Source organism: Asaia krungthepensis NRIC 0535, assembly GCF_025995175.1.
GTDB classification, from domain to species: domain Bacteria; phylum Pseudomonadota; class Alphaproteobacteria; order Acetobacterales; family Acetobacteraceae; genus Asaia; species Asaia krungthepensis.
Genome location: NZ_BAPV01000005.1, coordinates 154,618 through 165,608, shown reverse-complemented (window position 1 = coordinate 165,608; position 10,991 = coordinate 154,618). Strand labels below are relative to the sequence as shown.

General features: G+C 62.1%; 11 protein-coding genes. 6 read left to right on the top strand and 5 right to left on the bottom strand.

Annotated elements, in window-relative coordinates:
* Positions 1 to 281 precede the first annotated feature (281 nt).
* The 3 genes from AA0535_RS05290 to panB form a co-directional block, all read right to left on the bottom strand.
* Positions 282 to 1,010 carry an SDR family oxidoreductase gene (locus AA0535_RS05290; RefSeq protein WP_127103670.1) on the bottom strand — a complete coding sequence of 243 codons (729 nt, stop codon included), beginning with the start codon at positions 1,008 to 1,010 and terminating at the stop codon, positions 282 to 284.
* 110 nt (positions 1,011 to 1,120) lie between these two features.
* Positions 1,121 to 1,954 (bottom strand): pantoate--beta-alanine ligase, encoded by an 834-nt coding sequence (panC, locus tag AA0535_RS05285; RefSeq protein ID WP_264814865.1) that lies wholly within the window; start codon positions 1,952 to 1,954, stop codon positions 1,121 to 1,123.
* Complete coding sequence (gene panB / locus AA0535_RS05280) at positions 1,951 to 2,769, bottom strand: 3-methyl-2-oxobutanoate hydroxymethyltransferase (RefSeq protein WP_373319279.1); 819 nt, start codon at positions 2,767 to 2,769, stop codon at positions 1,951 to 1,953. The genes panC and panB overlap by 4 nt, the downstream gene beginning before the upstream one ends.
* Before the next feature lie 198 nt (positions 2,770 to 2,967).
* On the opposite strand from panB, the gene AA0535_RS05275 reads away from it, so the two are divergent.
* Positions 2,968 to 4,077 (top strand): branched-chain amino acid aminotransferase, encoded by a 1,110-nt coding sequence (locus tag AA0535_RS05275; RefSeq protein ID WP_264814864.1) that lies wholly within the window; start codon positions 2,968 to 2,970, stop codon positions 4,075 to 4,077.
* Positions 4,078 to 4,252: 175 nt separating this feature from the next.
* Here the strand turns inward: AA0535_RS05275 and AA0535_RS05270 are convergent, their stop codons facing one another.
* Complete coding sequence (locus tag AA0535_RS05270; protein WP_264814863.1) at positions 4,253 to 4,564, bottom strand: hypothetical protein; 312 nt, start codon at positions 4,562 to 4,564, stop codon at positions 4,253 to 4,255.
* Between the two features lie 136 nt (positions 4,565 to 4,700).
* Between AA0535_RS05270 and folP the strand changes: the two genes are divergently transcribed.
* The 4 genes from folP (at position 4,701) to AA0535_RS05250 (ending at position 8,432) form a co-directional block, all read left to right on the top strand.
* Positions 4,701 to 5,585 carry a dihydropteroate synthase gene (gene folP / locus AA0535_RS05265; RefSeq protein ID WP_264814862.1) on the top strand — a complete coding sequence of 295 codons (885 nt, stop codon included), beginning with the start codon at positions 4,701 to 4,703 and terminating at the stop codon, positions 5,583 to 5,585.
* Positions 5,586 to 5,628: 43 nt separating this feature from the next.
* The gene (gene folK / locus AA0535_RS05260; protein WP_264814861.1) at positions 5,629 to 6,507 is read left to right on the top strand and encodes a 2-amino-4-hydroxy-6-hydroxymethyldihydropteridine diphosphokinase; all 879 of its coding nucleotides are present in this window, start codon (positions 5,629 to 5,631) and stop codon (positions 6,505 to 6,507) included.
* Positions 6,504 to 7,160: a GTP cyclohydrolase I FolE gene (gene folE, locus AA0535_RS05255; protein WP_127103664.1), complete on the top strand. Its 657-nt coding sequence runs from the start codon at positions 6,504 to 6,506 to the stop codon at positions 7,158 to 7,160. The genes folK and folE overlap by 4 nt, the downstream gene beginning before the upstream one ends.
* A gap of 108 nt (positions 7,161 to 7,268) precedes the next feature.
* Positions 7,269 to 8,432: an SMP-30/gluconolactonase/LRE family protein gene (locus AA0535_RS05250; RefSeq protein ID WP_264814860.1), complete on the top strand. Its 1,164-nt coding sequence runs from the start codon at positions 7,269 to 7,271 to the stop codon at positions 8,430 to 8,432.
* Positions 8,433 to 8,520: 88 nt separating this feature from the next.
* Here the strand turns inward: AA0535_RS05250 and AA0535_RS05245 are convergent, their stop codons facing one another.
* Positions 8,521 to 9,237, bottom strand: coding sequence for an MgtC/SapB family protein (locus AA0535_RS05245; RefSeq protein WP_264814859.1), 717 nt, complete (start codon positions 9,235 to 9,237; stop codon positions 8,521 to 8,523).
* Positions 9,238 to 9,786: 549 nt separating this feature from the next.
* On the opposite strand from AA0535_RS05245, the gene AA0535_RS05240 reads away from it, so the two are divergent.
* Positions 9,787 to 10,968, top strand: a complete 1,182-nt coding sequence (locus AA0535_RS05240; RefSeq protein WP_264814858.1) for a porin — start codon at positions 9,787 to 9,789, stop codon at positions 10,966 to 10,968.
* Positions 10,969 to 10,991: the final 23 nt, after the last annotated feature.

The following is a 10,991-nucleotide window of genomic DNA, read 5'->3' as shown; positions in this document are numbered from 1 at the left end:
TTGGAGCTTGGAGCTTGGAGCTTGGAGCTTGGAGCTTGGAGCTTGGAGCTTGGAGCTTGGAGGTCTTGGTCAGATGGGCCGAAGTCAGGCGCTGGTCAGTCCGCGGCCTGAGAGGGGGTCTGCCAGGTCGATCTCTTGCTTAGAGCGACAGGTCTCGAGAGGCCCTGGCGTGATCACTGCAAAAAAAAAACCCCGCCTGTTCAGGCGAGGTTTTCCATTGCGTCAATAGCGCAACTGTCACGCCTTTGAGCGTTTCGAGGTGCGTTGTGGCAGTCTCGTGCTCAGACGTCGAAGCCGTTGGGCAGAAGCACCAGATCGCGCACCACCGTGCCCTTGCGACGGGTCAGCATGAAGATCAGCGCCTCGGCCACGTCGGAAGGCTGCATCATGCCGCCACCTTCGAGGGCGGCCTTGCGGCGCTCGGGGTCCCAGTCATTGATCAGCGGCGTCACGACCGGGCCGGGCTGGATGGCGCCCACGCGCACACCATGCGGCGCCAGCTGGCGGCGGCAGGTATGGGTAAAGGCCTGAACGGCGTATTTCGACCCCGTATAGATCGGCTCGGCTACGATCGGCACCACGCCCGCCACGGAGCTGGTGATGATGATGTCGCCGCTCCCCTGCTTGATCATGGGCGCCATGGCGACGCGCGCCGAATGGAAAGCCGCATTGATGTTGAGGTTCAGCATGCGATCCCACACATCCGGGTCGCCTTCCCAGGCATTGCCACCGACATAGGAGCCCGCATTGGCGAACATGATGTCGAGACGGCCCTGCTCGGCGAGCACGGTGTCAACGGCCTGCTGGATGCTGGCATGACGGAAAAGATCGACTTCCACGCCATGCAGCTTGTCGCCGAGTTCTTCGCGTGCCTTGTCCATGGCCGCCTTGTCGCGGTCGAGAACATAGACGATGGCGCCAGCCTTGATGAGGTGGCGGACGCATTCCAGGCCGATGCCCGAGGCGCCACCGGTAACGGCAGCGATTTTGTCCTGAAGTGGAAGCGACATGCTTACATACCTTCTTGTGCTTCAGCGCGTCCTGTCAGGGCCGCGCCGGAGGCCCGATAAAATAATCAGGCCTCACTATGCGGGTAATGTCGCATGGTCCCGGGCGGGCGCTAAATAACGATGTTGTCAATCAGGCGCACAGAATCGAGAGCAGCTGCGGCGAGCAGCCGAAGCGTCTGCCCCGGCGTCATCTCCCGTGCAGGCATCAGGGTCTGAGCGTCGCAACAGGCCAGATAATCGATGGGGCCGAACCCGACGGCTTCAAGGTCTGCCTCGCCCGCAGTGAGTGCCGCAGCGATGGGGCGCCCCGCACGGATCGCCCATGCCGTCTCCTGCATGATGGCGTGAAGCCGTGGGGCGCGGAGGCGCGCCGCTTCCGGCAGGCGGCGGTTGCGCGACGAAAGCGCCAGGCCATCTGCCTCACGCAGGGTCGGGCAAGACGTGATGCTGACCGGCAGGTTCAGATCCTGCGTGAAGCGCCGGATGATCTGCAGTTGCTGCCAGTCCTTCTCTCCGAAATAGGCACGATCTGCCCCGCTCATGCCAAACAGCTTGGTCACCACCGTTGCCATGCCGCTGAAATGACCGGGACGATGGGCACCTTCCAGCCGGTCCGTCAGACCGCTGACCTGGACGCTGGTGCTGTAACCCTCGGGGTACATTGCCTCGACCGTTGGGATGAAGATGCCATCCACCCCGGCCAGCAAGGCGACATCCGCTGCCTCGCTGCGCGGGTAATTCGCCAGATCATGCGCGTTATTGAACTGGGTCGGGTTCACGAAGATCGAGACGATCACCCGGGCGCATTCTGCCTGCGCCGCCCTGACGAGGCTGAGATGCCCCTCATGCAGCGCACCCATCGTGGGCACCAGCCCGATCGAGGCGCCCGTCTTTTTCCATTCTGTCACACGGCTTCGAAGCGCCGCACTGTCCCTGAGGATCATGACCGGTCCCCAAAGCTGTGCTCTGCCCCCGGAAAGGCGCGGCTGCGTACATCCTGAGCATAGGCACCTATCGCCTCGCCAGCCTGATCGGCCAGATTGGCATAGCGTCTGACGAATTTCGGCTTGAACGCGGCAAAGAGCCCCAGCATGTCGTCGATCACCAGGATCTGGCCGTCACATTCCGGCCCCGCGCCAATGCCGATTGTCGGAATGGTCAATGCCCGGGTGATGCTGTCCCCGAGGCTTCGGGGCAGTTTTTCGAGCACCACGGCAAAGCCACCCGCCTCCTGCACGGCACGAGCGTCGTCCAGCACACGCGCGGCATCGCTGTCTCGCCCCTGTACCTTGTAGCCTCCAAGCATATTGACCGCTTGCGGCGTCAGCCCGACATGGCCCATGACCGGAATGCCGCGCGCCACGAGAAAGGCGATGGTTTCCTTCATATGGACACCGCCCTCCAGCTTGACCGCCGCCGCGCCGGTTTCGGCGAGAAGGCGCGAGGCGTTGCGAAAGGCTTGGGCCGGGCTCTCTTCATAGCTGCCAAAAGGCAGGTCCACCACGCAAAGCGCCCGCTCGAGACCGCGCATGACCGCCTTGCCATGCAGGATCATCATGTCCAGCGTGACCCCCAACGTTGTAGGCAGACCGTGCAGCACCATGCCCACGCTGTCGCCCACCAGCACGATATCGCAGTCACGATCGGCCAGACGGGCAATGGGGGTCGTATAGGCGGTCAGGCAGACCAGAGGCGTGCCGCCCTTGCGTGCCATGACGCCCAGCGGCGTAAGACTATGGACCGGGGTCGATGCACTCATGACAGCCCTTTCAGCTTCTCTTTGTCAGGCCCGATTGCCGGTTCGTTTCAGCACCGCAGTCCGGCGGCGCCAGGTCTGCACGGGCCGCCTTTGCGCCATCACGAAGAGGTCAGTCGGGGGGCACGTTCTTCTCTCTCCCTTTCAAAGGGTGTCAAGATGGTCCGAACGGGATAGACTGCCCGCCTACTGGACAGGAAGATGGATCAGATCATGGTTTCCGAAAGCGCCGCCCTGCATTTCACCATTGAGCCCACGAGCACGCCGACCCCGGCTGATCATCGTGCGGACCTCATTGCCAACCCTGCTTTCGGACGAATCTTCACCGACCATATGGCCATCGTCAAATACAGCGAGGGCAAAGGCTGGCATGACGCGAAGATCACCGCGCGCAAGCCCCTGACACTCGATCCGGCCGCATCGGTTCTGCATTATGCGCAGGAAATCTTCGAAGGTATGAAGGCCTATCGTACCGAAGGCGGCGGCATCGCGACTTTCCGTCCCGAGGAGAACGCGAAACGTTTTCGCGCCTCGGCCGAGCGTATGGCGATGGCCGATCTGCCTCAGGAAATCTTCATGCAGGCCGTCGACGAGTTGGTGAAGATCGATCAGGACTGGGTGCCTGCGGGTGAAGGCAAAAGCCTGTATCTTCGTCCCTTCATGATCGCGACCGAAGTGTTCCTGGGCGTGAAGCCCGCGTCGGAATATCTGTTCATCGTCATCGCCTGCCCGGTCGGGGCCTATTTCGGCTCCGGCTGCGTGTCCGTCTGGGTGTCCGAGGACTATACGCGCGCGGCTCCCGGCGGGACGGGCGCGGCCAAATGCGGCGGTAACTACGCGGCAAGCCTCGTGGCCCAGCGCGACTCAAAGACCCATGGCTGCGATCAGGTCCTGTTTCTCGATAGCCGCGAGCAACGTTTCATTGAGGAAATGGGGGGCATGAACGTCATGTTCCTGCGCGATGATAACACGCTTGTCACCCCGCCTCTGACCGGCACCATTCTGCCCGGTATCACGCGTGACGCTATCCTGCAGCTCGCCAGGGATCGTGGGCTCAAGGTCGAGCAGACACCACTGGAAATTGATGAGATCTTCGCTGGGGCTGCATCGGGCCGCTACAAGGAAGCCTTCGCCTGTGGCACGGCGGCAGTCATCAGCCCCATCGGCTCCCTGCGCCGTACGGGTGGCGAAGCCCTATTCGGCGATGGCAAGACTGCTGGCGAAGTCTCAATGGGTCTCAAGAAAGCCCTGACCGAAATCCAGGCGGGCAAGACCAATGATGCGCACGGCTGGATCCACGCCATCACTTGAACGAGCAGAGTAGCGCCTCCCTCGAACTGGGGGGCAGCTTCTGTCTATGTCCCGGGGGCGGGCGCAAACTCTGACCTGCGGCTTCACTACTTACCCCCAAAGGGCAAGCGCCTTTGGGGGAACAGTCTGGGCCTCATATAGGGATCGGACTGCCCTCGTCCCTGTGTCGCGCGGTTCAGTAGTTTTCGTCGAGCGCTTCCGGGGGCGGGCTGTGACGTTCCGGCTCCATGGTGCGGCTGATGGCGGCGACTTCCTCGTCGCTGGCAGCAGGCTGGGGTGAAAATCCGGGATGCTCGCTGCGGCGTTCCAGCAGGACACTCTCCAGCGCGGAAGGGTCGGCCGCTTCGGCCTGACGGAAAAGACTCTCGGCCTTTTCGTGCTCGCCCTCATCTTCTGCCCGGAAAGCGGCTTCGGCCAGAGCGCGTGCGCTGTGATGCTTGTTATCTTCCCCGTCGAAGATCGGGGTCTCGAACTGGTCATTGGCCATGGCGCATCTCCTTGTCGGTCTGTCGACCCTTCACAGGATCAAACACCCGCGCCGGAGGAGGGTTCGTTTTTCTGGACCTGTCTGCTCCCATACTTTAAGAGCGGGTCTTTAATTCAGTCCTGCATGAATGGATGAGATGAGCGCGGTCGGTTCCGCTGGTCAGCTGACCAAATGGCAACAGAAACGCGATGCCCTTGTCGCTGCGGTCTGGCATGCCCACGAGACGCACTCTCCCCTGATCATGGGGATTGTGAACGTCACTCCGGACTCCTTTTCCGATGGCGGCCATCATGACGACGAGACATCTGGAACGGCCCATGCGCGGCGTCTGACCACTGAAGGTGCGACCCTTCTGGATATCGGAGGTGAATCCACCCGCCCCGGTGCCGATTTTGTTCCTGCTTCCGAGGAAATCGCGCGGACACGCCCGGTCCTGAAGGCTCTTGCCGATGAAGCCGCGTTTCTGTCGATCGACACATACAAGGCAAGCGTCGCGAAGGAAGCCGTACGCGCTGGCGCGGTCATGATCAACGATGTCTGGGGAATGCAGCGCAATCCGGCAATGGCCCGGGTGATGGCAGAGACGGGTGCCACAGCCGTTCTCATGCATAATCGAGAGGAAATCGATCCCGCGCTCGAAATGGGCGACACGTTGCAACGGTATTTCGATGTCCTGCTTGGGCAGGCCGAGCGCGCAGGAATTCGGCGTGAGCGTATCGTCCTTGACCCTGGCATAGGGTTTGGCAAGACCGACCCACAAAATCTGGAGAGCATCCGTCAGATCGGCAGGCTGCGTGAAACCTATGGCCTGCCGGTCCTGCTGGGTTTGTCACGCAAATCCCTGTTCGGCCGTTTGCTCGGGCGCGGAGTGGACGCGCGACTGGCTGGCACGATGGCGGCCAATCTCTGCGGCATGCAGCAAGGCGCGGCAATCCTGCGCGTTCATGATGTGGCCCCCCATGTGGATGCGGTGAGGATAGCGAGCCTGCTCAACTCACCACCACGGGACACATGCAGCTGATGAGCCCCTTTTTTTCGCCCGCCTCGGGAGCGCCGCGTTCACGATGACCCATTCGACCATTCGCATCGACCGGCTCAGCGTGTTCGGTCGCCATGGTGTCCTGCCGGAAGAAACCCGGCTTGGGCAGAATTTCCTGATCGATCTGGTGGCGACAGTCGAGACATTGGCCGCCACGCAGAACGATGATTATCGGGCAGCGGTTTGCTACGCCGCACTTTGCGATCGTGTTGTGGCGCTGGTCGCGGGTGAACCTGTTCAGCTTATCGAGACCCTGGCGGACAGGATTGCGGAAGATCTTCTGGCCGCGTTCCCGACGCTCACGCGCCTGACGGTGCGTGTGAACAAGCCCTCAGCCCCTATTCCGCATCCGTTTGGCATGGTCAGTGTCGAGACGACGCGAGAGCGTTTCCTGCCGGTCGGCTTCTCGCTGGGGTGCAATATGGGCGATCGCGAAAGCGCGTTGTCCATGGCGGTCACCTGGCTGGGTGTCACGCCGGGAGTGCAGATCGAGGCCGTGTCGGGACTGTATCGTACCGCGCCCTTAGGTGGGGTTGAACAGCCCGATTTCTATAATCTCTGTGTTATGGGGCGCAGCGCCCTCGAGCCTCTGGCCCTCTTGCGTGTGTGCAAGGAGATCGAGAGCCGCCTCGGGCGTGTGCCGGGGCTGCGCTGGGGGCAGCGCGCAATGGACGTCGATCTGCTCTATCTCGGGGACAGGATCGTGAATGGGCCCGTGCTCACTTTGCCGCATCGTGGCATTGCCGAGCGGGCTTTCGTGCTGGTCCCCCTTGCAGAAATCGCTCCCGAACAGAAAATCAGTGGACTTTCCGTATCGGACATGTTGATCAGGCTCCCCCGCGAGGCCGATGACGTTGTCCCCTGCGCGGAACGCCTGTCTTGCATTGCCGAGGACCTGAAATGACCAAGCCGACTGCCGATCTCGTGGCGCTGGATGCCGCTCGCCACAAGGGGCAGGGGGGAGAACGCCCCATCGCACCGATTGCGAAGCCCGAAGATGCGGAAGCCCGCATCGCAGGAGCGGTGCGTGAAATCCTGCAGGCTCTGGGTGAAGATCCCGATCGCGAGGGGCTGTTCGAGACACCGGGGCGGGTGGCGCGCATGTATCTGGACGTGCTGGGCGGGCTGCATGAGGACCCGCGTACGCATCTGCACAAGCAATTCCTCGCCGACCAACATGAGGGGGCGGTGATCGTTCGCGATATCGGTTTCCACTCCATGTGCGAGCATCATCTCCTGCCGTTTTTCGGCAAGGCGCATGTGGCTTATCTGCCCGAGGGTGGCAGGCTCACGGGGCTCAGCAAGATCGCGCGCACGGTGAACGTTCTGGCGCGCCGCCCCCAGCTTCAGGAGCGCCTGACCGATCAGATCGCCGCCTCGATCATTGAGGTGCTCGAGCCCAAGGCCGTCATGGTGCTGGTCGAGGCCGAGCATATGTGCATGGCCATGCGCGGTATCCGCAATGTGGGCAGCCGCACGGTCACGACCGTTGTGCGTGGCACCTGGCAGCGTGATGCTGCGTTACGTGCCGAGATCATGTCCCTGCTCAAGGGGTGAGCGTCGGTCATGGCTCGTGGGGGTTCGCCTCACGCGGCTGTGGTTTGACGTCTCCGGCATTTGACGCGAGGGGCATGATCGCTTTCATGACGGACGGGAAGAGAGACCATGAAAAAGCGTCTGGCCCTGTATACCCTCTTGTTGTCGGTCGCGGGCAGCGCGCTCATTGCGCCATCCTCCCGGGCTGATGACGGGAGCCTCCCCCCCGAGCAGGGAGAGGACAGTATCGATGCCGGGTACAAGCCCAGCGGCAATGTCGAGATCGTTGGGCGGTTTCAGGACGCCCAGCCTTCGGGCATTGCCATCCTGTCCGATCATCGCATGGTGCTCGGGTTTCCTCGCAGCCTGCATGACCATGACGGGCCCAGACTGGCGCTGTACAGTCATGGCAAGCTGACGCCTTTCCCGGATGCGGAAAGCCAGGGGCGTTTCGTTTCGCCACTGGGCATGACAGTCGATGCCAGCGGTCAGCTCTGGGTGCTCGATGAGGGTATTCTGGCGGGCAAGGGCACCGTTCCCGGTGCGGCACGTCTCTTTCATATCGACCCCGCCGCCGCGCGTATCGTCGAGGAAATCCAGCTCAGCGCGCCCGCGCTTCGTTCCGACAGTCATCCCAATGATCTGCGTATCGACCTGACCCATGGCGACCGTGGTACCGCCTTCATCACGGATTCCTCCCTGACGGTGCATCCGGCTCTGATCGTGGTGGATATCGCCACGAACACGCAAAGGCGCCTGCTGGCCGATACCGAGCCGGTGATGCCGCGCCATGGTTTTCTTGCGGTGCTCGATGGAAAGGCCTCGCGTTACAGCCCGGACAAGCCGACCATGGCCCAGGCCGGAGCGAACGGGATCGGCCTGAGTGCCGACCAGCAGACCCTGTTCTGGCAGCCCTTGACAAGCCGCGAACTCTATTCCGCACCAACCGCGGTTCTGGCCGACCCCAAGGCGACCGAGACGGAGATCGAATTCAGCGTCAAGGATGAGGGCGAGGCAGGAATGGGCGATGGCATGGCCACCGCACCGGATGGACGCCTGTTTCTGACGGATATCGAGCGCCACGGTATTCTGCAGCGCGCGCCCGATGGTGCGATTTCCGTAGTGGCGCATGACCCCCGTCTGATCGCTCCGGATGGTCTGGCCTATAGCGACAACACGCTCTATGCCACGATCGGGCAGTGGTCGCGTCAGCCCGCCCTGAATGGCGGGATGGACAAGGAGCAGCGCCCCTGGCTGGTGGTGAAGGTCAGCCTGCCACCCTATCAGCCCTGAGACGTCGCTGTGGCGTCCGGCTTCTGGACCCAGTCAAAGAAGCCGGGCACAGGGCACGCTTTTTTGCTGGTAAGCGGAATGCGGGCACTCAGTTATCGGTATTGAGCGACCATGAGGCAGCGCTGACACGGCTGTCTGTCATGAGGGTACTCACAAGGGTCTCGAGCGCCCCAGCACCATTGGACGACACCATGAGGGCGATTGTGATGGCGATCTGGTCGTCATCCTCATCGCTGAGCGACAATTTGCCGATGGTATAATCCGCCTCCTCAAGCTGCGTTTTCAGGAGTGCGGTCATGTCCTGCACGCTCAGACGGCAGGTCAGGACGCGCAGCCCATACCCGGTTTCCATTGCTTTTGCCTGGAGCGGGATCCGGTCGATTGCGCGCACGATGGGGCGCAGCAGCGTATTCCCCGCAATGATGAAGAAAGTGAGCAGAAAGCCCTCGGCCAGCATGTCGCTACCGACGCAAGCGCCCACAGCGGCGGAGCACCAGAGCGTTGCGGCCGTATTCATGCCGCGTACGGTCGCACCCTCCTTGATGATGGCACCGGCCCCCAGAAACCCGATTCCCGAAACGACATAGGCGATCACGCGCAGGGACTCGACATCGCCCGCTATGCGCTGAGCCAGATCGACAAAGGCTGCTCCACCCAGTGCTACCAGCGCATTGGTGCGTACGCCCGCGGTCCGTTGCCGATATTGTCGCTCTGCGCCGATCAGCGTGCCGAACACGAAGGCACTCAACAGGCTGATGCTCGAATCCGTGAAGGAATGGAGGTCGAAGGTCTCGATGAAGCGCATCTGAGATCCAGTCTTGGCTGGTTGGCTGGCCCGGCCTGTCTAGTCGGTTTTCCTTCCTGCGCCCACCCGTCACACGGGGCTTTTCCGACTGAATTCCTCCGTTCGGCAATACTATATCACGTGATCGTGAGTGCCGAACCGGTCCAGGGTGTCGCGCTCGATCTCGGGGTGTATCGGAGAGGAAGGAAAAGGGTGTACCGGAGCATCCGAAGCGCACGGGACATGCAACGCCACGCCTCTGCCGCGCGCGCCTTCGCTTGGGCCATGTGCCTTGTGCCGCTCGTATTGTGTGTCCCGGCGGCGCACGCAATGGAGCCTGTTCCTCTGCTTGCTGGCACGCTCGCACACCCTTCGTCCACGAAAGGCCATCTGCCTTCCAGCGCATGGGCGGCTGCTCACCAAGGCACTCCCGATGCACCGCCGATCGTCGTCGGCGGCAGAGATCGTGCGTCACCGCAAGGGTACAGACACCGCAGTCCTGTGCCGCCACCGTTGCGGCGCCCCTCACTGCCGCGCCATGCCGACTACTGGGACGGCGTTGAGACGCATATGACTCTGGAAGGTGGCATAGCGGGTAATCCCTGGACGCGTTCCGCCCGCAATTTTGGCCAGTTCTATCTCGACCGGGCGAATACGCTCACTCTCAATCAGATCCTGGGCACCGTGTCTCACGCCATGACCGATATCGGCGCCGGGTATCGTCTGGGTTTTGTGGCGGAGGCCATGTACGGGTCCGATTCCCGGTTCGATGTCACGATCGGCATGGGCGATCGGGCGCTGAGTGGAATGTATCAATGGGCCCCGACACAGGCGCATATCGATCTGCACACGCCCTGGCTGTTCGACCGCGGGATCGATTTCCAGATCGGCCACTCCTACGGCTTGATGGGTACAGAGGGAACGGCGGCTCTTTCCCGCCCCTTCTACAGCTTCAATTACAGCTCGGATTTCATCGTCCCGTTCCAGACCGTGGGCGTGATCGCAACGGCCCATATGGGGGCGCATGTCGATGGTGTCTTGGGCGTGGATGCAGGGAACTCGACCACTTTTGGACAAAGCGGAAACAACAACCGGCCCAAAGGCTATCTGGGCGTTTCTTTCGCCCATCTTGCGGGGAATCGTCTCAATGGGCATCTGATTGGACGCGCCGGTCCTCAGGGGCATGACGGCGATCCGCGTCTTTCACCTGAGGGCTGGGTCAGCGCGGGTATCGGCGATGCAGCTGCGCACAGGATGCAGATCAATGCGGATCTTCTGCTCGCCTATCACCCGAGCAAGACCCTGTCCGTCACCTTCGGCAGCACCTGGCTGCATGATGAGGTGCCCGATGACGATGCATGGGGCAGCACGGCCTATCTGGCCTGGGACATGACGCCAGCCCTGCGACTCACTCTCCGGGCGGAGGTTTTTCGCGATAATACCGGGGTGCTTATCGCGGCCTATCCGGGCACGACGTCATTCGGCAAGCAATTGCGCAATCAGCCTTATCCCTTCTACGCCGCGCCACCCACGACCTATGGAGACCTGACCCTGGGGCTGCGCTATGAACCGAATTTACTCGATCGCCACAGGCTGCTCGGGCGGGTGGTGTTGCGTCCCGAGATACGGTTCGACAGGAGCCTGAATGGCACCCGCCCCTTCAATCGCGACGCTCCGGCCTCGGACCCTATCGTCCGTAAGGGTGACCCGACGATGATCTGGTTTTCCTGCGACATGATCTGGAGCTTTTGAGGCCCCGCGTCCTGTCGCAGCCT

Coding starts and splice junctions, on each gene's coding strand:
- AA0535_RS05290 (WP_127103670.1), bottom strand. CDS start 1,010: ATGTCGCTTCCACTTCAGGACAAAATCGCTGCCGTTACCGGTGGCGCC.
- panC (WP_264814865.1), bottom strand. CDS start 1,954: ATGATCCTCAGGGACAGTGCGGCGCTTCGAAGCCGTGTGACAGAATGG.
- panB (WP_373319279.1), bottom strand. CDS start 2,769: ATGAGTGCATCGACCCCGGTCCATAGTCTTACGCCGCTGGGCGTCATG.
- AA0535_RS05275 (WP_264814864.1), top strand. CDS start 2,968: ATGGATCAGATCATGGTTTCCGAAAGCGCCGCCCTGCATTTCACCATT.
- AA0535_RS05270 (WP_264814863.1), bottom strand. CDS start 4,564: ATGGCCAATGACCAGTTCGAGACCCCGATCTTCGACGGGGAAGATAAC.
- folP (WP_264814862.1), top strand. CDS start 4,701: ATGAGCGCGGTCGGTTCCGCTGGTCAGCTGACCAAATGGCAACAGAAA.
- folK (WP_264814861.1), top strand. CDS start 5,629: ATGACCCATTCGACCATTCGCATCGACCGGCTCAGCGTGTTCGGTCGC.
- folE (WP_127103664.1), top strand. CDS start 6,504: ATGACCAAGCCGACTGCCGATCTCGTGGCGCTGGATGCCGCTCGCCAC.
- AA0535_RS05250 (WP_264814860.1), top strand. CDS start 7,269: ATGAAAAAGCGTCTGGCCCTGTATACCCTCTTGTTGTCGGTCGCGGGC.
- AA0535_RS05245 (WP_264814859.1), bottom strand. CDS start 9,237: ATGCGCTTCATCGAGACCTTCGACCTCCATTCCTTCACGGATTCGAGC.
- AA0535_RS05240 (WP_264814858.1), top strand. CDS start 9,787: ATGACTCTGGAAGGTGGCATAGCGGGTAATCCCTGGACGCGTTCCGCC.